The organism is Streptomyces sp. NPDC026575, from assembly GCF_055567415.1.
This window is the reverse complement of record NZ_JBVHQM010000007.1, coordinates 17,746-39,819: the sequence shown is the minus strand read 5'-3', so window position 1 is coordinate 39,819 and position 22,074 is coordinate 17,746. Positions and strand designations below refer to the sequence as shown.

Below are 22,074 nucleotides of genomic sequence, written 5' to 3'. Positions count from 1 at the left end.
CCTGGCCCACCGGACGGACGGACCCCGAGCGGCGGATTTGAGTCTCCCCCCGTGGGAGACCCGACAGTGGACGGCATGTACGAGGACGGCACAGGCCCACTGACCATCGGCGCACTGGCGCGCCTGACCGGCGTTTCGGTCAAGACCATCCGGAACTGGTCCGACCAGGGCCTGCTGCCGCCCGCCGCCCGCACCCCCGCGGGCTACCGGCTGTACGGCGGGGACGCCCCGGCCCGCCTGGAGATCGTGCGCAGCCTGCGCGAACTGGGCATCGGGACCGCGGCGATCCGCTCCGTACTGCGGCGCGAGCGCACCCTCGCCGAGACGGCGGCGCAGTGGGCGGACGCGCTGGACGCGCAGATCCGCACCCTGCGGCTGCAGAGCGCCGTGCTGCGAACGGTGGCCGAGCGGGACAGCACGGCAGAGGAGCTGCCCCACATGACCGAACTGGCCCGCCTGTCGGCCGATGAACGCCGCCGGATCATCGCGGACTTCCTGACCGACGCCCTCGACGGCGTCCCCGACTCCGCCTACCGCAGCGGTCTGCTGGCCGCCGTCCCCGACCTGCCCGACGCCCCCACCCCCGAGCAGCTCGGCGCCTGGGTCGAACTGGCCGCCCTGGTCCGCGAGCCGGAGCTGGCTGCCGCGCTGCGCCGGCTGGCCGAGTACAGCGCGCGCACCGCGCCGGAAGGCGGCGGCGCGGAAGCGGAGGCGGCCGCCGTGCGTGTCGCCGAGCTGATGCGTGAGCGCGCCGAGACGGCCGTGGCGGCCGGGATCGCCCCCGACTCACCGGCCGCGGGTCCCGTCGTCGCCGAGCTGGTCGCCGCCTGGCTCCCCACCCAGGCAGGCACCGCCCAGGCGCCCACCCAGGACGGCCCGCCCGCCCGCGCCCGGCTGCTGGAGCAGCTGCGGACCGCGGCCGAGCCGTCCGTCGAGCGCTACTGGCGGCTGCTGTGCGCGGTCACCGGCCGGCCCGCCCCGCCCGACTGGGGCGCCGCGGACACCTGGACGACCGCGGCCCTGCGCGCCCACCTCCGGCCGCTGGAGGTCGATCGCTCCGTGTTCGAGGAGACCGACCCGCAACGCGTGCTCTACGCCTACCAGCAGGTGCCCCGGGACGTCGGCGCCCTGGTGGCCGCCGTACGGCCGGCGGACCTCGCGCTGCCGACGCCCTGCGCGCACTGGAGCGTGGCACGGCTGCTGAACCACATGGTGTGGGAGAACCTGATGGCCGCCTCGATAGCCGAGGGCGACCCGCGCACCGACCACACCGCCGACCACCTCGGCGACGACCACATCGCCGCCTTCGAGGACTCGGCGCGCGCCGCCCTCGCCGCGTTCACCGGCAGCGGGATGCTGCACCGCCGCTACGGGCCCCACGAGGCACCCGGCTCGATGATCGTCCAGCAGGTGGTGGTCGAACTCCTCGCCCACGGCTGGGATTTGGCGACGGCGCTGGGCGCCCCGACCGGCCTCGCGCCGGAGGTCGCCGAGGAGACCCTGGCGGCGGCGCACCGGATCTACGGGGCCGCGCCGCGCACCGAGGGCGGATCGTTCGCGCCCGAGCGCCCGGCCGCGCCCGGGGCCACCGCCGCCGACCGGCTCGCGGCCTTCCTCGGCCGCGAGCGGCCCCCGGCCGGGCTCGGCTGACGGTCCCGGCCCGGCCAGAACGCCCGGCACACCGTGCGGTGTGCCGGGCGGGGCGCGCGGTTACTTCTTCACCGCGTCCAGGGCATCGACGATGCCGTAGCCGAAGTGGCTGTTGACGTGCTTGGTGCCGGTGCAGGTCGCGTCACCCGCGGGGCAGCCGGGGTTGTCCGCCTGCTGCTTGAGCAGCCACTGGATCTCCTGCGGGCTGGACTTGGGGTGGGCGCTCTTGAGCAGCGCCGCGACGCCGGAGACATGCGGGGACGCCATGGAGGTGCCGGCCAGGTAGGCCCAGTCGCCGCCCGGCATGGTGGAGAGGATGTTGCCGTTCTTGGCGGGCAGCTCGGGAACCTGCTTGGAGTCGCCGCCCGGTGCGGCCACATCGATCTGGCCGAGCCCGTAGTTCGAGTAGCCGGACTTGAGCTTGTGCACACCGGTCGCCGCGACGGTCACCGTGCCCGGCAGCTGGGTGGGCACATCCCAGCAGGTCTTCGGGTTGATGGTACGCTCGACGGGGGTGGAGTCGTTCGGGCTGCTGGCGTCGGGGAGCTTGGCGGCCCCCAGATCGAGGTTGGAGTTGCCCGCGGCGGCGATGTTGATCGCCCCCTTGCGCTGGGCGTAGCTCGCCGCACGGCCGACCGCGTCAACGATGGCGGCCTGGTCGGCGTCATCCTTGCAGTTGAACATCCACGGGTCGACGTAGTAGCTGTTGTTGGTGACCTCGACGCCGTGGTCGGCCGCGAAGACGAAGGCGCACACCACGCTCTCGGCGTAGAACAGGCTCGTCTCCGGCTCGCTGACCTTGATCGCGGAGACCTTCACGCCCGGGGCGACGCCCGCCACGCCGACGCCGTTGCGGGCCGCGGCGATCGTGCCCGCGACATGGGTGCCGTGGTAGTCGCTGTCGGGGTTCCAGGGGCGCCAGGACCCCTTGGAGGTGTCGGCCACGCCGCCGACGCAGTTGGCGGACTGCTTCGCGGAGAAGTTCGCCTTCAGGTCCGGGTGGGTGTCGTCCACGCCGGTGTCGATGACGGCGACGGTGACGTCCCGGCTGCCGGGGTTCACCTGCGCGGCCTGGTCGGCCTTGATGGCGGGCAGGTCCCACTGCAGCGGCTCCAGCGGCTCCTGTCCGTTCGCCTTCGCCGCGCTGCCGGCCGCCTTGAGCTGCGACGTCGTCAGGTCCACCTTCTGCGGCTTGCCGACGTCGGTGGTGCCCGAGGGCTTCAGGGGCGCGGTGCGGCTGGCACCGGCGGTCTGCACGCCCGGCACCGTCCGCATGGTGGCGGCGAACTGCGGGTTCGCCGAGTGGACGACGATCACGCCTATCTGCTCATGGGCGACGATCACCTTCCCGCCGGCCTTGGCTATCGCCTTCTCCACCTTGCCGACGGTGGCCTGGCCGGGCGTGGTGTTCACGACGTACGAGAGCAGCGGGCCGTCGGCCTGCGCGGCGGCCGGTACGGAGCCCTGGGGTGCGGCGGTGGCCGCGTTCGGCAGGAAGCCGAGGGACGCCGTCAGGGCCAGCCCGAGCGGTACGGCCAGCGCCCGCATGCGTCTGGATCGGGGATGTGCCATGGGGGTACTCCACATCATCCGTGAGACCGCCCGTACGCGGGTTTGCGTACGGGCGGATGCAGTGAGACGTGAAGTTATCGGCGATCACTGACGCACAGCAATGGAACGGGGAGAAAACCTCTCAGGGGTGGTGAATTGATGTGCTGTCAGCTCCGGTCGCGGCTCGGTTCGCGAGGGCCGTCCGGCCTGGCGTCCCGTCAGTCGCCGCGCCGCAGCGTGGCGATGCTCAGCAGCGGCAGGGGGATCCGCGGGCCGTACCAGCGGCGCGCTGCCGGGGCGGTCTCCGGGCGCGGCCGCGACGGGGCGACGGTGAGCGGCGCCGGCAGCCGGACGCTGCCGTACGGGCGCCGGCGGGGAACGGAGGGCTGCGGGGCCTGCTGGGGCGGCGGGTTCACATCCGGCTCAACGAATCGCCCCGCGCGCGGTGGCGGTCGCCGCGGCCATTCCCCCCGATTTTCCCTCGGAGATTCCACCAACGCCCCTCTGTCGCAACGTGTGGCGCGGCCTTACCATGCGTGATCAACATCACTTATGCGGGCCTTACGTCGACCGGGCCGTCCCCCGTGCGGACCGGCGCACCAGCCCCGAGCCAGCCGCCCCCTCGCGTCAGGAGATCCCGTGAGCGCCGCACCCACCATCGATCCGGGGACGCATGAACCGCCCGACTACATCCAGGTGCAGTCGAGCCCGGAATTCAACGAACTCCGCAGCGCACACCGCTCGTTCGCCTTCCCGCTGACCGTCGCCTTCATCGTCTGGTACCTCGGGTACGTACTGCTGTCGAGCTACGCCGGCGGCTTCATGGCCACCAAGGTCCTCGGCAACATCAACGTCGCGTTCGTACTCGGCATCGCCCAGTTCGTGACCACCTTCCTCATCGCCTGGTGGTACTCCCGGCACGCCGCCGCCAAGCTCGACCCCAAGGCCGAGGCCATCAAGTCCCGCCTGGAGGGTGCCGCATGACCCCCGCTCAGCAGCCGCTCGCGCTCCAGCTCGCGGCCGGCGGCGCGGGTGAGCACCGCGCCCTGATCGTCACCCTGTTCGCGGTCTTCGTCGCCGCCACCCTCGGCATCACCGTCTGGGCCGGCCGGCAGACCAAGGGCACGGAGGACTTCTACGCCGGCGGCCGGCAGTTCAGCGGCTTCCAGAACGGCCTGGCCATCTCCGGCGACTACATGTCCGCCGCGTCCTTCCTCGGCATCGCCGGCGCCATCGCCCTCTTCGGCTACGACGGCTTCCTCTACTCCATCGGGTTCCTCGTCGCCTGGCTCGTCGCCCTGCTGCTGGTCGCCGAACCGCTGCGCAACTCCGGCCGGTTCACCATGGGCGACGTGCTGGCCTACCGGATGCGCCAGCGCCCGGTCCGCACGGCCGCGGGCACCTCCACCATCATCGTGTCGATCTTCTACCTGCTCGCCCAGATGGCCGGCGCCGGGGCCCTGGTCACCCTGCTGCTGGGCATCACCAGCGAGGCCGGCAAGATCCTGGTCGTCGTCATCGTCGGCATCGTGATGATCCTCTACGTCAGCATCGGCGGCATGAAGGGCACCACCTGGGTGCAGATGGTCAAGGCGGTCCTGCTGATCGCCGGCACCCTGCTGATCACGTTCCTGGTGGCGCTGAAGTTCGACTTCAACATCTCCGCGCTGCTCGGCGCGGCCGCGGAGAACAGCGGAAAGGGCTCCGCCTTCCTGGAGCCCGGCCTCAAGTACGGCGCCACCGCCACCTCGAAGATCGACTTCATCTCGCTGGGCCTCGCGCTCGTCCTGGGCACCGCCGGCCTGCCGCACATCCTGATCCGCTTCTACACCGTCCCCACCGCCAAGGCCGCCCGCAAGTCGGTGAACTGGGCGATCGGCATCATCGGCGTCTTCTACCTGATGACCATCGCGCTGGGCTTCGGCGCCGCGGCCCTCATCAAGCCCGACACGATCACCGCCTCCAACAAGGCGGGCAACACCGCGGCGCCGCTCCTCGCCGAGGCGATCGGCGGCGGCGCCGGCTCCACCGGCGGCGCCATCCTGCTCGCCGTGATCTCCGCGGTGGCCTTCGCCACCATCCTCGCGGTGGTCGCCGGCCTCACCCTCGCCTCGTCCTCGTCCTTCGCGCACGACCTGTACGTCAACGTCCTCCGCAAGGGCGAGGCCACCGAGAAGGAGGAGGTCGGTGCGGCCCGCTGGGCGACCGTCGGCATCGGCGCGGTCGCCATCGTGCTGGGCGTCTTCGCCCGCGGGCTGAACGTCGCCGGCCTGGTGGCGCTCGCCTTCGCGGTCGCCGCCTCCGCCAACCTCCCGACGATCCTCTACAGCCTGTTCTGGAAGCGCTTCACCACCCAGGGCGCGCTCTGGTCCATCTACGGCGGGCTCGCCTCCTCCGTCTTCCTGGTGCTCTTCTCGCCGGTCGTCTCCGGCAAGGAGACCTCCATGTTCCCCGGCGCGGACTTCGCCTTCTTCCCGCTGGAGAACCCGGGCCTGATCTCCATCCCGCTGGGCTTCCTGCTCGGCTGGCTGGGCTCGCTGCTGTCCAAGGAGGAGCCGGACGTCAAGAAGTACGCCGAACTGGAGGTCCGCTCGCTGACCGGCACCGGGGCGCACTAGCCGCCCGCGCCCCGCGCGCACTGAGTCGTCCGCACAGGACCGGGGCGGGGTGGCGTCGTAGATCCCTACGACGCCACCCCGCCCACGTCGTGCTTCTCATCTCTGCTCGCTGTCACACCCATCGCGTAGTCTCGAAGACGTACTGATCCACACGGGAGACGTACCAAGGCGAACCAGGACGTCACCAGACATCCCGAGCCGTCCGTCCCGGGGAGGGGGCCCTGTGCTCATCGACACCTACGGTCGTGTGGCCACCGACCTGCGCGTTTCGCTCACCGACCGCTGCAATCTGCGGTGCACGTACTGCATGCCCGAAGAGGGCCTGCAGTGGCTCGCCAAGCCCGATCTGCTCACCGACGACGAGATCGTCCGGCTGATCGACATCGCGGTGCGCGACCTGGGCATCGAAGAGGTCCGCTTCACGGGCGGTGAGCCGCTGCTCCGCCCCGGCCTGGTCGGCATCGTCGAGCGGGTCGCCGCCCTCACCCCCCGCCCCCGGATGTCGCTGACCACCAACGGCATCGGCCTTCAGCGCACGGCCGCGGCGCTGCGCGACGCCGGCCTCGACCGCGTCAACGTCTCCCTCGACACCCTGCGCCCCGACGTCTTCCAGACCATGACCCGCCGCAAGCGGCACGACGACGTGCTCCGCGGCCTGGAAGCCGCCCGCGAAGCCGGTCTGACCCCGGTCAAGGTCAACGCCGTCCTGATGCCGGGCCTCAACGACGACGAGGCCCCCGACCTGCTCGCCTGGGCGATCGCCCACGACTACGAACTCCGCTTCATCGAGCAGATGCCGCTCGACGCCCAGCACGGCTGGAAGCGCGACGGCATGATCACCGCCGGTGACATCCTCGCCTCGCTGCGCACCCGCTTCGAGCTCACCCCCGAGGGCCAGGACGAGCGCGGCTCCGCGCCCGCCGAGCGCTGGCAGGTCGACGGCGGACCGCACCGCGTCGGCGTGATCGCCTCCGTCACCCGCCCGTTCTGCCGCGCCTGCGACCGCACCCGGCTGACGGCCGACGGCCAGGTCCGCACCTGCCTCTTCGCCACCGAGGAGACCGATCTGCGGACGGCGCTGCGCTCCGGGGCGCCCGACGAGGAGATCGCCCGCATATGGAAGCGCGCGATGTGGGGCAAGAAGGCGGGCTCCGGCCTGGACGACCCGTCCTTCCTGCAGCCCGAGCGCCCGATGTCCTCGATCGGCGGCTGACCCGCCCGGCATCGCTCCCCGCCGCCCGGCATCACTTCCCGGCGGCGGACGCCTCCCACTCCTGAAGTGTCACCACGTCCTTGAGGAAGCCGCGCACACCGAGGAACTGCGAAAGATGCTCCCGGTGCTCCTCACAGGCCAGCCAGGTCTTGCGGCGGTCCGGCGTGTGCAGCTTCGGGTTGTTCCAGGCCAGCACCCAAACGGCGGCGGCCCGGCAGCCCTTGGCGGAGCAGATGACGGCGGCGTCGCCCGCGGTGGAGTCGGGAAGATCAGGGGAGTTCACGGCCTCAACCCTACGTCCTGCGGCCCGGGGCCCTTCAGACCATGACCGGGAGCGGACATGACGACGCCGGGCAGCCACGGGGGGAGCCGCCCGGCGTCGGTCCGTCGCTCCGACGGGGGATGCGGAGCGCGTTACGCAGTATGTCACGGGGAATGGTGCGCGGTGCACCGGAACTCCATGATTGATCTGAGCTTTTCTTGAGCTTTGCAGACCGAATGCTGATCAGTGGGCGTCGGGGCGGGGCGTGGACGTGTCCGCCCCAGGCCGCTCCGCTTCGGATTCCGCTGGTGCGGCGGGGGATCCCGGCGTCAGCATCGGCCTGGTCGGCCCCGCGACGAAGGTTTTCGGAAGCGAAGGGGCGTTCTCCCGGCCCGCGTTGGCGATCACCACCGCGATATAGGGCAGCGCCATGCCCAGCACCAGCGTCGCAATGGCAACGGGCCGCTCCACGTTCCACAGCACGACGGTCAGCAGCACGGCCACCGTCCGCACCGCCATCGAGATCACATACCGCCGCTGCCGCCCGCGCACATCCTCGGACAGCCCCTGGCGAGCCCCTGTGATCCGGAAGGTCTGGCCGCTGCTCTGCTTCCGCATCACGTTCCACCACCTGCTGGGTCATGCCGGATTCTCCCCGGTCTCCGGTCGTATCCCACGGTACGCCGCACCTGCGCCGCCTTCGAGACCGGGGCCCGCCCCCGTTCGGCCGGGTCCGCCGGGACGGACGGCGGACCACCGGCTCCGGCGTGCGGCGTAGCCGATGCGGAGCGACACTGGCGGGGCGACCCTCACGCGCACCGCGCCGTAAGAGGAGGCGACATGACCTGGTTGTGGGCGATCATCGTGGGCCTGGTGCTGGGCCTGATCGCGAAGGCCATCATCCCGGGCAAGCAGCAGATCCCGCTCTGGCTGACCGTGATCTTCGGCATGCTGGGCAGCGTCCTCGGCAACTGGCTGGCCACCGGCATCGGCGTCAATGAGACCCGCGGCATCGACTGGATCCGGCACCTGCTGCAACTGATCGGCGCGGTCCTCGTCGTCGGGATCGGCGACCGCCTGTGGGTATCCATGCGCCGCCGCAAGACAACGGCTTAGCGCTCCGCCGGCCTGGAGGCACGAGGGCGACGCCCGAAGCCTGCCGGCCCGGGGCAGCAAAAACGCCAGGCGGCCGGTGCGCACCCACGCGCACCGGCCGCCTCCGCTCAAGCCTGCCCGGTCAGCGGCCCGCGAGCTGCGCCAGCTTCCGGCCGGCCTTGAGGTACGCGACCCCGGCCGGGTCCGTGAGCTTCTCGGCCAGCACCTCGTTCAGCGGCCGGATCGCATCCGCCTCCGCGAGCACCACCGTCTGCTGGCCGTCCTCGCCCTCCACGACCAGCCGCAGCGCGTTCTGCTTGGCCAGCCGCCGCGCCGCCGAGGCGCTCGGGGTGAACTCCAGCACCTTGGTCAGCACCGCGGCCACCGTCTCCGCGCCGTGCTCGGCGACCTCGACGACCGGCAGCGACTCCACGTCGGAGAAGGACTTCTTGGAGAACTGCGCGACGAAACCGGCGCGCGCCGCCATCGCCGCCTCCAGGCCGTACAGCGCGGCCACGACCTCGCCCGCGAGGACCTTCTTGAGGTCCATCGGGTGCAGCGAGCGGTCCGCGACCCGGCCCAGGACGAGCGCGATCTCCTCGTCCGTCCACTCCGTCCACGCCTTGAGGTACGGCTCCATCAGCCGGTCCGGCACCGACATGATCTTGCCGAAGACATCGTCGGCGGGCGCGCTCAGACCGACGTAGTTGCCCTTGGACTTGGACATCTTGGCGCCGGTGCCGTCCGTGCCCTCGATCAGCGGCATGGTCACCACCAGCTGCGGCCGCTGCCCGCGCAGCTCCATCAGCTTGCGGCCCATCTGCAGATTGAGCAGCTGGTCGGAGCCGCCCAGCTCGACATCGCACTCCAGCGCCACCGAGTCCAGGCCCTGCGCGATGGGGTAGAGCAGCTCCGTCATCGTCAGACCGGAGCCGGCCGCGAGCCGGTTGCGGAAGTCCTCGCGCTGCAGCAGCTGCGAGGCCGGCACCTGGGCGAGCAGCGCGAGCAGCTCGGGGAAGGTGTACGGCGCCAGCCACTCGCTGTTCTGCCGGAAGCTGACCTTCTCGAAGTCGAAGAAGGGGCGAACCTGTTCGCGGTAGGTGGCGAGGTTGTGCGCGATGTCGTCGTCGGTGAGCGGCGGGCGCTCGGCCGTACGGCCCGACGGGTCGCCGATCTTGGCGGTGAAGTCGCCGATGATCAGCGTGACGTCGTGGCCGAGCCGCTGGAACCGGCTCAGCACGATCAGCGGCACCGCATGCCCCAGGTGCACATCGGTCGCCGTCGGGTCGATGCCGAGCTTGATGTGCAGGCCCTTGCCGGCCGCCCGGCGCTCCTCGATCCGCTCGGCCAGCTTCTCCACGCCCGGCAGCACCTCGACCGTACGGGCCGCGATCAGCTCGGCCTGCTCCTTGGCGGGCAGGTCCGTCAGATCGAGATAGCGCCGGTCGCCCGTCTCCTTGAGCAGCTCCCGGACGGTGCCGTCCGAGGAGAGGTCGGCGGAGAGCAGAGTGCTGGCGCGGGCGACGGATTCGCCGAGGCGTGTCATGGCGTTCCTGATCGATCGTGGTTCCCAAACGGGAGGACAAGCCCGCAGTCTATTCGCCGGGCGGGCCCTCCCGCGCTGTCGCACCCGAAGCCCGCACCCGAAGCCTGCACCCGAAGCCCGCACCCGAGGCCCGCAGCCGTGCGCACCGGCCGGGCGCCCGCGGCCCGGCTCACACCCCCTGGCTGACCGAGCTCATATGGAAGTCCGGGACGCGCAGCGCGGGCATCGCCGCCCGGGTGAAGTAGTCGCCCCACTCCCGCGGCAGGGTCCGCTCCGTACGGCCCGCCTCCACCGCCCGGGACAGCAGGTCCACCGGCGACTCGTTGAACCGGAAGTTGTTGACCTCGCCGGTCACCTCGCCGTTCTCGACCAGATAGACACCGTCCCGGGTCAGCCCGGTCAGCAGCAGCGTCGCCGGATCGACCTCGCGGATGTACCACAGGCAGGTCAGCAGCAGCGCGGGACCGTCGTGCCCGGTGGCCGCGACCATCTCGTCCAGGGAGCGCGAACCGCCGCCCTCCAGAAGGAGGTTGTCGACGGCCGGTGCCACCGGCAGGCCGGTCAGCCCGGCGCTGTGCCGCGTGGTCACCAGCCGGTTCAGCACGCCCTCGCGCACCCAGTCGGTGGCCGCCAGCGGCAGCCCGTTGTCGAAGACCGACGCATCGTCCCCGGAGGAGTGCGCCAGCACGAACGGCGCGCACTCCAGACCGGCCGCCCGCGGGTCGCTGCGCAGCGTCAGCGGCAGCTCGCTGAGCCGCTCGCCGATCCGGGTGCCGGCGCCGGGTCGGCCGGCGGCGGCCTCGTCGGCCCCGGCCGGCTTGGAGAAGACCGTCCGGCCCTCGGCGGCGTCCCGGGCCCCGGACGACCACATCTGGTAGATCAGCAGATCGGCGACGGCGGTCGGCGGCAGCAGCGTCTCGTACCGCCCGGCGGGCAGCTCGATCCGTCGCTCGGCCCAGCCCAGCCGCCGGCCCAGCTCGGCGTCCAGTTCCCGCGGATCGACGTCGGTGAAGTCGCGGGTCGCCCGCCCGGCCCAGGCCGAGCGCGGCACCGCCCGGTCGGCGCCCGGGGCCTTGGCGTTCAGCTCCAGCGTCCCGGTGGGCTGGTCGTGCCGCAGCCGCAGCCCGGCCGAGGTGCCCAGATACGACGAGACCACGCCGTGGTGGGCGAAGCCGTACAGCTCGCGGCCGCCGGAGCGGGCCTGCCCGAATGCCTCCCCGAGGGCCGGTGCGAACGCCGCGAAGACGTCCGAGGAGGTCTCGGCGGGCGCGTCGGTGAAGTCGGCGGACGCCTTCTCGCCGGCGACCAGCGGCTGGGCGTCCTCGGCGGGCCCGGCGTCCCGGGCGGCCGCCTCCGCGGCCCGCACCAGCGGCTCCAGGTCCCCGGCGGTCACCGCAGAGCGGGAGACCACACCCGAGGCGATGCCCTGCCCGCCGTCCACCGTCGCCACGACGGTGAGGGTGCGGCCGCGGGTGACGCCGTTGGTGGTGAGCGCACTGCCCGCCCAGCGCAGATTGGCGCTGGAGTGCTCGTCGGCGATGACCACGCAGCCGTCGGCGCGGGACAGCTCCAGAGCCCGCTCGACGATCTCGTGCGGCCTGCTCGTACGGGGCGTACGCGTGCTCATCGACCGGCCTCCCGCGTCGTGTTGAGGCTGTGCCGGCCCGGGGGGCGACCCCCGGCCCCCCGGCCGGATCCGTGGCGTGCGTTCATCGACCGGCCTCCCGCGTTCTCGATCCGGGAGAACCGCTGGCCGGTGAACTGGAAATTCACCGGGGGAGCAGGGGGCACACCCCTCTGACGAGCATCTGTGCAGGTCAGGCGCCTCTTCATGGTCTCCCCTCAATCCCTGTTCATACCGGTTCAAACCGGACTCTGCGGGGTCTGGTGATGACGCGGTGTCGACCTGGGAGCAGAGCTTATCGAGCGCCTGTAGTGCTGAGCGGAGACTCGATGACGCGGGTGCACCGATCGTAGCCGCGTCCGCCTCCGCCTCCGCCGCTCGCGGCTCGCAGTGACCTGCCGAAGGTACGCACGGGCCGCATGGTCCGCAGCTCGGGAGGGACTGCGGAGGGGTGCATGCCTGTGCCGGCTTCAAGCCGTGAGCTTCGGCAATCTCTCGACGCGCCTCAGCCGTGCTGGAGCTGTTCCCGATGTCCGCGAGCGGGGTGGTGCCCCAGGTCGCTGTGGAGTGTTTGTCGGCGGGAGAAAATGCGGTGCGCGCTGACTGCTCGATGGTCAGACTCGCGGGCATGGCTGTGATCACCCGAATCAATCCCGAGCAGTTGCATGAGACGCCTGGCTACCACCACATCACCGTGGTGGAGGCGGGCCGTACGGCGTATTTGGCGGGGCAGTGCCCGCTTGATCGAAACGGTGACCTTGTCGGTTCCGGTTCCCTTGAGGCGCAGGTCGACCAGGTGGTCGCGAATGCGATCGCCGCGCTGACCGCGGTGAGTGCCCAGCCGCACCACGTGGTGCGGTCAGTGATCTACGTGCGGAGCGGCGAAAGAGATGTTCTGGGAGCCGCGTGGCGTCGGCTCACCGACTCTTCGCTCGGTCCGGCGTTCACCACCGCCAGCACGCTGTTGGGCGTCGCGCAATTGGGCTTCTCAGGACAGCTCATCGAGGTGGATCTCACCGTGGCGCTGCCCGACTGAGTCTCCTCTTCCCGACGTATCGAACGGCATCTCGAACCGTTGTCCACCTGGGCATTTTCCGGACGCTGAGGCGGCCTTCGTCTGATCCGATCCGCGGCGACCGCGTGATGCGGCTACCGAAGCCGCCGCGGTTACCCAGGACGAACGGCCGACCTCCCGAGCACGGTCCGGAGTTCCGCTTCGCCAAGCCGGAGACGTGGCCCGAACCGGCGGTCACGACCCGCACAGACTCATCGCCTCGGCGAGGGTCGGCGCGAGGGCGGCCAGGGCCTCGATGGCCTCGGCGATGTACCGGTAGGCGGTGGCGCCCACACCGAACCTGGCGGCAAGCTGGGCGTAGATATGACCGCAGCGCAGGTGCGTGAGAACCAGCAGGGCCTGACGGCCCGCGCTCAGCCGCCGCCAGCGCGTCCCGCGCTCGCGGCGGCCGGCCGCAGACGGGCAGCGAGGAACCGCAGGGTGGAGCTGGACACGTCCAGCGGGGCTGGTTCTTCGAGTCTCCCCGGCTGAACGAGCGCCATCCGTCCTGGTCCCGCCTCAGCCCACTCCCGGCGAGGAGGACATTGAGGACGGGGACGACGTTGCCCAGCTCGTCAGCTGTGACCACGTGTAGACCTGGTGCAGACTTCGGGCCCGGAGAGGAGTCCTATCAGGCTCTGCCGGACTCGGCCGAAGTGTTCAGAACGTTCACGTTCCGAAACAGTGCCGACGGGCAGCCGTGGGAGACTGCCGCGATCTGTCCAGGCTGGGCCTTTCCACAGTTGAAGGCCCCTCCTAGGACGTAGGTCCGCGGTCCGCCAACGGCCTCCATGGAGCCCCAGAAGTCGGTGGTGGTCGCCTGGTAGGCGACATCCCGCAGCTGCCCGGCCAGCCGCCCGTTCTCGATCCGGAAGAACCGCTGGCCGGTGAACTGGAAGTTGTAGCGCTGCATGTCGATCGACCAGGAGCGGTCGCCGACGACGTAGATGCCGCGCTCCACCCCGGCGATCAGCTCGTCGGTGGACGGCCCCTCCGGCGCCGGGCGCAGCGAGACGTTCGCCATCCGCTGGACCGGGACATGGCCCGGCGAGTCCGCGTACGCGCACCCGTTGGAGCGCGCGAAGCCCGTCAACTTCGCGATGCGGCGGTCGAGTTGGTAGCCGACCAGGATCCCGTCCCTGACCAGGTCCCAGGACTGCGCGGCCACTCCCTCGTCGTCGTAGCCGATCGTCGCCAGGCCGTGCTCGGCGGTGCGGTCGCCGGTCACGTTCATGATCTCCGAGCCGTACGCCAGCTCGCCCAGCCGGTCGAAGGTGGCGAACGAGGTCCCCGCGTACGCCGCCTCGTAGCCCAGCGCCCGGTCCAGCTCGGTCGCGTGCCCGATCGACTCGTGGATCGTCAGCCAGAGATTGGACGGATCCACCACCAGGTCGTACACACCGGCCTCGACGCTCGGCGCGCGCATCTTCTCGGCGAGGTGCTCCGGGATCCTGGCCAGCTCGCCGTCCCAGTCCCAGTGATCGCCGGTCAGATACTCCCAGCCGCGCCCGACCGGCGGGGCGAGGGTGCGCATCGAGTCGAAGTCCCCGGCCGGGTCCACCGCGACCGCGGTCAGCTGCGGATGCAGACGGATGCGCTGCTGGGTGGTGCTGGTGCCCGCGGTGTCCGCGTAGAACTTGTTCTCCTGGACGGTCATCAGCGAGGCGTCCGCGTGCGCCACGCCCTCGGCGGCCAGCAGCCGCGCACTCCACTCCGCCAGCAGCTCGGTCTTCTCGGCGTCCGGCACGTCGAAGGGGTTGACCTCGTACGAGGAGACCCAGGTGCGGTCCGGATACGCCGGCTCCGCCGCCAGCTCCACCCGCCCCCGCCCCGCCCCTGCCGATTCCGCGGCCTCGGTCACCTTCGCCGACAGCTTCGCCATCGCCACCGCCTGCGAGGCCACCCGCGCCGCCGCGTCCATCGTCAGATCCACTCCGGACGCGAAGCCCCAGGCCCCGCCGTGCACCACCCGCACCGCGTAGCCGAGGTCGGTGCTGTCCGAGGTCCCCGACGTACGGGCGTCCCGCAGCCGCCAGGAGGCGCTGCGGATCCGCTCCAGGCGGAAGTCCGCGTGGTCGGCGCCCAGCGCGCGGGCCCGGGCCAGCGCGGCGTCGGCCAGCGCCCGCAGCGGCAGGGCCAGGAACGATGCGTCGAGGGTGCGGGCATGGGGTGCAGCAGGCAAAGCGTCCTCCCGTGGTCGGCGCCTGCATCATGCCCTGTGCCGCGTCCAGGGCCCAGAGGACACCGGCGCGCGCCGCGGCGCGTCGCTCGCGTTCTGTGGGGACCCGACAGTGACCGGGCCGCGCGCCTGTCCGTGCTCGATTCCACGGAAGGGGCCCGTGACCGATAGTTTCGTATCGAACGCAGGACGGACAGAAAAGGGAAAGGGTGATCTCTTGAGCCGCTCGGTTCTGGTCACCGGAGGTAACCGCGGCATTGGCCTCGCCATCGCCCGTGCCTTCGCCGAGGCAGGCGACAAGGTCGCCATCACCTACCGCTCGGGCGAGCCGCCCGCCGGGTTCTTGGCCGTGAAGTGCGACATCACGGACAGCGAGCAGGTCGAGCAGGCCTACAAGGAGATCGAGGAGAAGCACGGCCCGGTCGAGGTGCTGGTGGCCAACGCCGGCGTCACCCGCGACCAGCTGCTGATGCGGATGTCCGAAGAGGACTTCACCTCGGTCCTGGAGACCAACCTCACCGGCACGTTCCGGGTGGTCAAGCGCGCCAACCGGGCGATGCTGCGGGCGCGCAAGGGCCGCGTCGTGCTGATCTCGTCCGTGGTGGGCCTGATGGGCGGCGCCGGCCAGGCGAACTACGCCGCCTCCAAGGCCGGTCTGGTGGGCTTCGCCCGCTCGCTCGCCCGGGAGCTGGGCAGCCGCAACATCACCGTCAACGTCGTCGCGCCGGGCTTCGTCGACACCGACATGACCCGGGTGCTCACCGACGAGCAGCGGGACAGCATCGTCAAGCAGGTGCCGCTCGCGCGGTATGCGCAGCCCGAGGAGATCGCCTCCTCGGTCCGCTTTCTGGCCTCCGACGAGGCCGCGTACATCACAGGAGCCGTCATTCCCGTCGACGGCGGATTGGGCATGGGTCACTGATCAGCATGAGTGGAATCCTCGCAGGCAAGCGCATCCTGGTGACCGGAGTCCTCACCGAGGGGTCCATCGCCTTCCACGCGGCCAAGGTCGCGCAGGAGCAGGGCGCGGAGGTCGTTCTCACCGGCTTCGGGCGGGTCTCGCTCGTGGAGCGCATCGCCAAGCGGCTGCCCAAGCCGACCACGGTCATCGAGATGGACGTCACCAACCCGGAGCACCTGGACGGTCTGGCCGCCAAGGTCAGCGAGTACTTCGGTGACGACGAGGGCATCGACGGCATCGTGCACTCGATCGCCTTCGGCCCGCAGGGCGCCTTCAACTTCCTGGAGGCCGACTGGGAGGACGTCTCGACCGCGCTGCAGGTCTCCTCGTACTCCCTGAAGTCGCTGACCATGGCGCTGCTGCCGCTGATGGAGAAGCGCGGCGGCGGCTCGGTCGTCGGCATCACCTTCGACGGGTCGATCGCCTGGCCGAAGTACGACTGGATGGGCGTTGCCAAGGCCGCCCTGGAGTCCACCGGGCGTTACCTGGCCCGTGACCTGGGCGGGCGGAACATCCGCGTCAACATGGTCTCGGCCGGCCCGATCAAGTCGATGGCCGCCAAGTCCATCCCGGGCTTCGAGGAGCTGGCGGACGTCTGGAACCACCGCGCGCCGATCGGCTGGGACCTGGCCGACCCGGAGCCGGCGGGCCGTGGCGTCGTCGGTCTGCTCTCGGACTTCTTCCCGAAGACGACCGGTGAGATCGTGCACGTCGACGGCGGCGTGCACATGATGGGCGCCTGACGCCCCGATCCCGATCACGTCCATACTGCCCGCCCCGGCCATCGGGGCGGGCAGTATGCGTTGTGCGTGCGGGTGAGCGGGCAGCTGGCCTGCGGGCGAGCTGGGGGCGGTGCGTGTTGTGGGGCGGTGGTACGCGTTGTGGGCGGCGGTACGGCCTGTGGGGCTCGGTGTGACCTGCACGGCGCCACCGTCTGCGCCATCGCGCACGGCGCCACCGCCTGCGCCACCGCCCAGGGCACCACTGCCCGTGCCACCGACCGCAGGAGTACCGCCTGCGGGAATATCGCCCGTACCCGCCCCGTTGTGGCCCCGCAGGGGGCGCTCGCATCCCCTACGGGAGCCGTTCGATCCCCCCTTAGGGCCCCCGGGCCCCACCTCCAGGCCCCCATCCCCTCACGTCCCCGGTACCCCGCTCACGGCCCCGGTACGGCCATCCGGCAGCCGAAGGGGTGCGCGCCCGCCTCGGCGGCGGCCAGCTCGGCGTCGCCCGCGCGGATCGCCTCCACCAGCCGGGAGTGGTCCATGTGCGCCTCCGGGCGCAGCTCCTCGCCGACATCGGCGCGCAGGAAGTCGCGCAGCACGCCGCCGAGGTCGGCGTAGATCTCGGCCAGCACCTCGTTGTGCGAGGCCGACACGATCGCCATGTGCAACGTCGCGTCCGCCTCCACGAAGGTCTCGGCCGCACCGGACTCCCAGGCGGCCTCGCGCCGCTCCAGCAGCGCGTCGATCTGCCGCAGGTCCTGGTCGGTGCGGCGGCGGGCGGCCAGCCGGGCGGCGCTCGCCTCCAGGGCGCTGCGCAGCTCGGCGACGTGCTCGGGCTCGGCGGCCGCGAACCGGCGGTTCATCACCCCGGCCAGCTCGCTGGTCGCCACCACGTAGGTGCCCGAGCCCTGCCGGATGTCCAGCAGCCCGTTGTGGGCCAGCGCGCGCACCGCCTCGCGGACGGTGTTGCGGGCCACGCCGAGCTGCTCGACGAGTTCCGGCTCGGTCGGGATACGGGATCCCACCGGCCACTCACCGGAGGTGATCTGGGCGCGCAGCTGCGCGATCACCTGGTCGGCCAGCGCGGACCGGCGGGGCGAGGTCAGAGGCACAACTGCGCTCCGGGGTGCAGGGGTGGACGGGCGGTGGTGCGGCGTCCGGGGGCCGTCGCGGCGCCCGGGAGCCGTCCGGGACGGCCGAGGCTAGCGATATCGGCTGGACAAGCATTCATCCCATGATTCTATGATGACGTCCATGGCAGACGAAGACCTCGCGACCCTCGGCCCGGCGGCCGGGCCCCGCACCACCTCCACAGCCCTGCGCTCCGAGGGCACCGAGCCGCAGGCCGGGCCCGGTGCGGCCGCCGCGGAGAGCGGCCGGTCCGGCGGTGCCGCCGGCCGCTGGCTGCCGTGGATCGTGACGGCCGGGATCGTCCTCGCGGCGCTCAACCTCCGCCCGGCCATCACCAGCCTCGGCCCGCTGATGGCGGAGGTCCGCGCGAGCCTCGGCATGAGCGCCAGCGTCGCCGGACTGCTGACGTCCGTACCGGCCATGTGCTTCGCCGCCTTCGGCATCGCCGCGCCCAGGCTGGCCCGGCGCTGGGGGCCCGGTGCGATCGTCTGCGCCGGGATGGCCGCCATCGCCGTGGGCGTGGCGCTGCGTCCGTTCGCGGGCGGCACCGGCGGCTTCCTGGCCGCCAGCGCGCTCGCCCTGGCCGGCATCGCGGTCAGCAACGTGCTGATGCCCGTCGTGATCAAGAACTGGTTCCCCGACCGGGTCGGCCCGATGACCGGGCTGTACTCGATGGCGCTGGCCCTGGGGACCTCGCTCGCCGCGGCGCTCACCGTGCCCATCACCGAGGGGCTGGGCGGCAGTTGGCGTATCGGCCTGGCAGTGTGGGCGGGGCTCGCCGCGGTCGCGGCGCTGCCCTGGCTGGCGGTGCTGCGGCAGCGCGGGGCCGCCTCCGGCCCGGCCTCCGGCACCGAGCGCCCCGAGGAGGCGCCGGTCCGGATCACCTCCTCACCGACCGCCTGGGCGCTGGCCGTCTTCTTCGGACTGCAGGCCACCGCCGCGTACATCACCATGGGCTGGATGCCGCAGATCTTCCGCGACGCCGGGGTCTCGGCGGGTACCGCGGGCGTGCTGCTCGCCGTCACCATGGCCATGGGCGTGCCGCTCTCCTTCGTCCTGCCGCGGCTGGCGTCCCGGATGCGGCACCAGGGTCCGCTCGCGGTGGCGCTCGGCCTGTGCGGTCTGGCGGGCTACGCCGGGCTGTGGCTGGCCCCGGCCGCCGGCGCCTGGGCCTGGGCGCTGCTGATGGGCGTCTCCAACTGCGCGTTCCCGCTGGCCCTGACCATGATCGGGATGCGTTCGAGCAGCTCCGCCGGCGTCGTCAAGCTCTCGGCCTTCGCGCAGAGCGTCGGCTATCTGATCTCCATCCCGGGCCCGCAGCTGGTCGGCACGCTCTACGACCACAGCGGCGGCTGGGGGCTGCCGATCGCGCTGATGGCGGGGCTGATGGTGCCGCAGATCGCGGTGGGCGTGCTGGCGGGCCGGGACCGCCGGATCGAGGACGAGGCCTGAGTGCGACACTGGGCGCATGCCAGTGCTCGAACCGAATCCGCAGGGCGGCCAGAAGAAGCTGCTCCTCGTGCTGGGCCTCATGCTCGGTGTGACCGTCGTCGTCGCGATCGTGGCGAGTATCGCCGCTCCGTGAGCCGCCCGCGGCCCGGCCCGCGGGTCCGCCGGAGGGTCCGGGGTGGGGGTAGCCCCACCGTCCCCTAGGGGGCCAGGGTCAGGGTTAAGTGGGTGGCTTCCCGGGTGGGCGCGGCCGCCGGTGATCCGTAGCTTCGAAGTACACCGCAGACAGCGGTGGGCGCGCCGCGGCCCGCGTGCGCGCAGCCCTTCGGCGCCGCCACGGAGGCGATTCGCATGTCCGCCGCGTCCAGTCCGTCACCCGCGGTCAGCCGATCATCCGCGGCCAAGGCCCGCCGCCTGCGGACACGGCTGCCGTGGTGGGCGCTGGCGCTGCCGGTGGTCTCGTTCATAGCCCTGCTGGCGCTGGTGGCGGGCGCCTCCGAGGCGAGCGCGGCGAGCCCTCCGCAGGGCCTGACGTGGCTGCTGGAGGCCCTTGCCCGGATCATCCCCATAGGTGTCTGACACGTGCCGGCGCCCGGCGTCACCCGGCAGGGGGGAGCGCTTCAACACCCCGCGCCCCGTGCCGTCTTTCGTGCGAAGCTGGGACGCATGAGCGCCGATACACCCCGCCGGATTGTCCTCCTCCGACACGCCAAGGCCGAATGGTCGGACACCGACGACCATGAGCGTCCGCTTGCGGACCGCGGCCGCAAGGATGCCCCGGTGGCCGGCCGCTGGCTGGCCGGGGCCGGGATCAACCCCGATCTGACCCTGTGCTCGACGTCGGTACGCACTCGCGAGACGTGGAAACTCGCCGTCCATGAGCTCCCCGAGCGGCCCAGGACCGTCTATGACGAGCGGATCTACGAAGCGTCCCTGGGCGAGCTCATCGCGCTGCTGAACGAGACCTCCGACGAGGTCGACGACCTGATGCTGGTCGGCCACAACCCGGGAGTGCACGCGCTCGCCGACGCGCTCGCCGGTGAGTCCGACGGCGATCTGCTGCCGCGGATGAACCGCAGCGGCTTCCCGACCGCCTCGATGGCCGTGATCAGCTTCAACGGCTCCTGGAAGTCGGTCGAGCACGGCGTCGGACGGCTGGTCGCGTACTGGACACCGCACGAGTGATCCCGCCGCCTTCGCGCGCCCAGCGCGCGCGGTCGGCGACCCGGATACGACGCGAGGGCCCCGGCAGCCGTGTGCCGGGGCCCTCCCGTATGTCCTCGTCTCCGTCCGCGTCGGATGCGCTGTGCATCGCGGGCGTGGTGCGCGTGGTGCGCGCTGCGCTCACTCGGCGTGGGTGTCCGCCGCCTCGACCTCTTCGCGGGTGACGCCCAGCAGATACAGCACGGTGTCCAGGAACGGAACGTTCACGGCCGTGTGCGCCGCCTGGCGCACCACCGGCTTGGCGTTGAAGGCCACACCGAGGCCCGCCGTGTTGAGCATGTCGAGGTCGTTGGCCCCGTCGCCGATGGCCACGGTCTGGTCGAGCGGCACCCCGGCCTGATGCGCGAAGTCCCGCAGCAGCCTGGCCTTGCCGGCCCGGTCCACGATGTCGCCGGTGACCCGGCCGGTCAGCTTGCCGTCGACGATCTCCAGGGTGTTGGCGGAGGCGAAGTCCAGCCCCAGCTCCTCCTTGAGCGCATCGGTGACCTGGGTGAACCCGCCCGACACGACGCCGACTTGGTAGCCGAGCCGCTTGAGGGTCCGCACCAGCGTCCGGGCGCCGGGGGTGAGCCGTACCTCCTTGCGCACGGCCTCGACCACCGACTCGTCGAGCCCGCCGAGCAGCTCGACCCGGGCGTGCAGGGACTGCTCGAAGTCCAGCTCGCCGCGCATCGCGGCGGCGGTCACCTCGGCCACCTCGGCCTCACAGCCGGCGTGCGCCGCGAACAGCTCGATGACCTCGTCCTGGATCAGCGTGGAGTCGACGTCCATGACGACCAGCCGCTGGGCCCTGCGCTGCAGCCCGGCCGCCACCACGGCGACGTCCACGCCCAGCTGCGCGGCCTCCAGCGCCAGGGCGGTGCGCAGCGCCTCGGTGGCCGTGCCGGACACCGCGAATTCCACGGCGGTCACCGGATACTTGGCAAGGCGGAAAATACGGTCGATATTGCCGCCGGTGGCCGTTATGGCGGCGGCGATGGCGGCGGTGGACTCCGCGGTGAGCGGGTGCCCCAGCACGGTGACGTGCGAACGTCCGGTGCCGCGCGGACGGTTGTCGCCCCGGCCGGAGATGATCTCCGCCTGGAGGTTCAGCGACTCGGCCCAGCTGTGCACGGTGGCCCGCAGGTCTCCTTCGGAGGAGCCCGAGGTGCCCTCGGCGGGGGAGGGGGTGGTGACCAGTGCGCACAGTGTGATGCGCCCTCGGGTCACCACCTGCTCGATGTCCACGACATCGACGGAGTAGGCGGCGAGGGTGTCGAAGAGACCTGCGGTGATGCCGGGCCGGTCCTTCCCGAAGATCTTCACGAGAAGGGTGGGTACGTCGTCGCCGGGGGCGGCGGTGGCAGGCGGGGTCTGCGATGCGCTCATGGTGCCCTTACGGTAACCGCCGGGCCGTCGCGCCCGTACGGGTGTCCGGGGTTCGGACCACCGCGGCCCGGGCCCGCGCGCACCCGCACACCGGCGCTCCGCCCCGGATGCCCCCGTCGATCGTTATGGAGTCGTGTCCGGCCCGCTCCGGGGCCCGGTCGCACCGCCGGAACGCCAACGCCCTTGCCGCGGTGACATGTTCGGGCCGATAACGGAACGCAACCGCGACAGTCCGCGGTCTGGATCATGGTTTTGTCCGCTCCATCCCATAATGCGGCCTGCGGGGCGGACGCGCATCGCGTCCGGGACGGGCCCGGCCGCCACCCGCCGGGCACCGGAGCGCCCGGGAACACCCGTAATCCGGTGATCCCTGCCCATCCATGGGTTCTTCCCGCGCTCCGGGAGAGTTTGGCGGGCCGCCGCA

At 71.7% G+C, this 22,074-nt stretch carries 21 protein-coding genes and 1 pseudogene; 12 read left to right on the top strand and 10 right to left on the bottom strand.

Annotated features, from left to right (window positions below; all coding sequences use genetic code 11):
* Window positions 1-51: 51 nt before the first annotated feature.
* Window positions 52-1,650 (top strand): TIGR03086 family metal-binding protein, encoded by a 1,599-nt coding sequence (locus tag ACZ4NB_RS11655; protein ID WP_467660414.1) that lies wholly within the window; start codon window positions 52-54, stop codon window positions 1,648-1,650.
* Between the two features lie 60 nt (window positions 1,651-1,710).
* Here the strand turns inward: ACZ4NB_RS11655 and ACZ4NB_RS11650 are convergent, their stop codons facing one another.
* Together ACZ4NB_RS11650 and ACZ4NB_RS11645 are read right to left on the bottom strand one after the other, a co-directional pair.
* Entirely contained in the window at window positions 1,711-3,222 is a 1,512-nt protein-coding gene (locus tag ACZ4NB_RS11650; RefSeq protein WP_467660412.1) for a S8 family serine peptidase, read from the bottom strand.
* 197 nt (window positions 3,223-3,419) lie between these two features.
* The gene (locus ACZ4NB_RS11645; RefSeq protein ID WP_467660410.1) at window positions 3,420-3,617 is read right to left on the bottom strand and encodes a hypothetical protein; all 198 of its coding nucleotides are present in this window, start codon (window positions 3,615-3,617) and stop codon (window positions 3,420-3,422) included.
* A 223-nt stretch (window positions 3,618-3,840) separates the two neighbouring features.
* On the opposite strand from ACZ4NB_RS11645, the gene ACZ4NB_RS11640 reads away from it, so the two are divergent.
* From ACZ4NB_RS11640 to moaA, 3 genes are all read left to right on the top strand, one after another.
* A complete protein-coding gene (locus tag ACZ4NB_RS11640) occupies window positions 3,841-4,185 on the top strand; it encodes a DUF485 domain-containing protein (RefSeq protein ID WP_467660408.1) in 345 nt (114 codons plus the stop codon).
* Window positions 4,182-5,819: a solute symporter family protein gene (locus tag ACZ4NB_RS11635; RefSeq protein ID WP_467660406.1), complete on the top strand. Its 1,638-nt coding sequence runs from the start codon at window positions 4,182-4,184 to the stop codon at window positions 5,817-5,819. The genes ACZ4NB_RS11640 and ACZ4NB_RS11635 overlap by 4 nt, the downstream gene beginning before the upstream one ends.
* A gap of 223 nt (window positions 5,820-6,042) precedes the next feature.
* Window positions 6,043-7,032: a GTP 3',8-cyclase MoaA gene (moaA, locus tag ACZ4NB_RS11630; RefSeq protein WP_467660404.1), complete on the top strand. Its 990-nt coding sequence runs from the start codon at window positions 6,043-6,045 to the stop codon at window positions 7,030-7,032.
* Between the two features lie 31 nt (window positions 7,033-7,063).
* On the opposite strand, the gene ACZ4NB_RS11625 is transcribed toward moaA, so the two are convergent.
* Window positions 7,064-7,315 (bottom strand): hypothetical protein, encoded by a 252-nt coding sequence (locus tag ACZ4NB_RS11625; protein WP_467660402.1) that lies wholly within the window; start codon window positions 7,313-7,315, stop codon window positions 7,064-7,066.
* A 222-nt stretch (window positions 7,316-7,537) separates the two neighbouring features.
* On the bottom strand, window positions 7,538-7,912 hold the full coding sequence (locus ACZ4NB_RS11620) for a DUF3099 domain-containing protein (protein WP_467660400.1): 375 nt from the start codon (window positions 7,910-7,912) through the stop codon (window positions 7,538-7,540).
* 222 nt (window positions 7,913-8,134) lie between these two features.
* Between ACZ4NB_RS11620 and ACZ4NB_RS11615 the strand changes: the two genes are divergently transcribed.
* Window positions 8,135-8,410 (top strand): GlsB/YeaQ/YmgE family stress response membrane protein, encoded by a 276-nt coding sequence (locus ACZ4NB_RS11615; protein ID WP_467660398.1) that lies wholly within the window; start codon window positions 8,135-8,137, stop codon window positions 8,408-8,410.
* 121 nt (window positions 8,411-8,531) lie between these two features.
* Here the strand turns inward: ACZ4NB_RS11615 and tyrS are convergent, their stop codons facing one another.
* On the bottom strand, window positions 8,532-9,935 hold the full coding sequence (gene tyrS, locus ACZ4NB_RS11610) for a tyrosine--tRNA ligase (RefSeq protein ID WP_467660396.1): 1,404 nt from the start codon (window positions 9,933-9,935) through the stop codon (window positions 8,532-8,534).
* Window positions 9,936-10,104: 169 nt separating this feature from the next.
* Window positions 10,105-11,562 carry a metallopeptidase TldD-related protein gene (locus tag ACZ4NB_RS11605; protein WP_467660395.1) on the bottom strand — a complete coding sequence of 486 codons (1,458 nt, stop codon included), beginning with the start codon at window positions 11,560-11,562 and terminating at the stop codon, window positions 10,105-10,107.
* Window positions 11,563-12,187: 625 nt separating this feature from the next.
* On the opposite strand from ACZ4NB_RS11605, the gene ACZ4NB_RS11600 reads away from it, so the two are divergent.
* The gene (locus tag ACZ4NB_RS11600) at window positions 12,188-12,595 is read left to right on the top strand and encodes a RidA family protein (RefSeq protein ID WP_467660394.1); all 408 of its coding nucleotides are present in this window, start codon (window positions 12,188-12,190) and stop codon (window positions 12,593-12,595) included.
* Window positions 12,596-12,826: 231 nt separating this feature from the next.
* Here ACZ4NB_RS11600 and ACZ4NB_RS11595 read toward each other — a convergent pair.
* Both ACZ4NB_RS11595 and ACZ4NB_RS11590 read right to left on the bottom strand, forming a co-directional pair.
* Window positions 12,827-13,116 (bottom strand): annotated as a pseudogene (locus ACZ4NB_RS11595) (transposase family protein); the annotation flags it as partial.
* A 128-nt stretch (window positions 13,117-13,244) separates the two neighbouring features.
* Window positions 13,245-14,795 carry a TldD/PmbA family protein gene (locus tag ACZ4NB_RS11590; RefSeq protein WP_467660392.1) on the bottom strand — a complete coding sequence of 517 codons (1,551 nt, stop codon included), beginning with the start codon at window positions 14,793-14,795 and terminating at the stop codon, window positions 13,245-13,247.
* A gap of 214 nt (window positions 14,796-15,009) precedes the next feature.
* Here ACZ4NB_RS11590 and fabG point away from each other — a divergent pair, with 214 nt between their 5' ends.
* Window positions 15,010-15,714: a 3-oxoacyl-[acyl-carrier-protein] reductase gene (gene fabG, locus ACZ4NB_RS11585; RefSeq protein WP_454421487.1), complete on the top strand. Its 705-nt coding sequence runs from the start codon at window positions 15,010-15,012 to the stop codon at window positions 15,712-15,714.
* A gap of 5 nt (window positions 15,715-15,719) precedes the next feature.
* Window positions 15,720-16,496, top strand: a complete 777-nt coding sequence (fabI, locus tag ACZ4NB_RS11580; RefSeq protein WP_467660390.1) for an enoyl-ACP reductase FabI — start codon at window positions 15,720-15,722, stop codon at window positions 16,494-16,496.
* A gap of 413 nt (window positions 16,497-16,909) precedes the next feature.
* Here fabI and ACZ4NB_RS11575 read toward each other — a convergent pair whose 3' ends face one another.
* The gene (locus ACZ4NB_RS11575) at window positions 16,910-17,590 is read right to left on the bottom strand and encodes a FadR/GntR family transcriptional regulator (RefSeq protein WP_467660388.1); all 681 of its coding nucleotides are present in this window, start codon (window positions 17,588-17,590) and stop codon (window positions 16,910-16,912) included.
* 142 nt (window positions 17,591-17,732) lie between these two features.
* Between ACZ4NB_RS11575 and ACZ4NB_RS11570 the strand changes: the two genes are divergently transcribed.
* The 4 genes from ACZ4NB_RS11570 (at window position 17,733) to ACZ4NB_RS11555 (ending at window position 20,243) form a co-directional block, all read left to right on the top strand.
* On the top strand, window positions 17,733-19,061 hold the full coding sequence (locus ACZ4NB_RS11570; RefSeq protein WP_467660386.1) for a CynX/NimT family MFS transporter: 1,329 nt from the start codon (window positions 17,733-17,735) through the stop codon (window positions 19,059-19,061).
* Between the two features lie 16 nt (window positions 19,062-19,077).
* Window positions 19,078-19,194, top strand: a complete 117-nt coding sequence (locus ACZ4NB_RS11565) for an SGM_5486 family transporter-associated protein (RefSeq protein WP_393501117.1) — start codon at window positions 19,078-19,080, stop codon at window positions 19,192-19,194.
* Window positions 19,195-19,409: 215 nt separating this feature from the next.
* Window positions 19,410-19,637 (top strand): hypothetical protein, encoded by a 228-nt coding sequence (locus tag ACZ4NB_RS11560; RefSeq protein WP_467660385.1) that lies wholly within the window; start codon window positions 19,410-19,412, stop codon window positions 19,635-19,637.
* Window positions 19,638-19,724: 87 nt separating this feature from the next.
* Window positions 19,725-20,243 (top strand): SixA phosphatase family protein, encoded by a 519-nt coding sequence (locus ACZ4NB_RS11555; protein ID WP_393501123.1) that lies wholly within the window; start codon window positions 19,725-19,727, stop codon window positions 20,241-20,243.
* Window positions 20,244-20,402: 159 nt separating this feature from the next.
* Here ACZ4NB_RS11555 and serB read toward each other — a convergent pair whose 3' ends face one another.
* Complete coding sequence (serB, locus tag ACZ4NB_RS11550) at window positions 20,403-21,650, bottom strand: phosphoserine phosphatase SerB (RefSeq protein ID WP_467660383.1); 1,248 nt, start codon at window positions 21,648-21,650, stop codon at window positions 20,403-20,405.
* Window positions 21,651-22,074 lie beyond the last annotated feature (424 nt).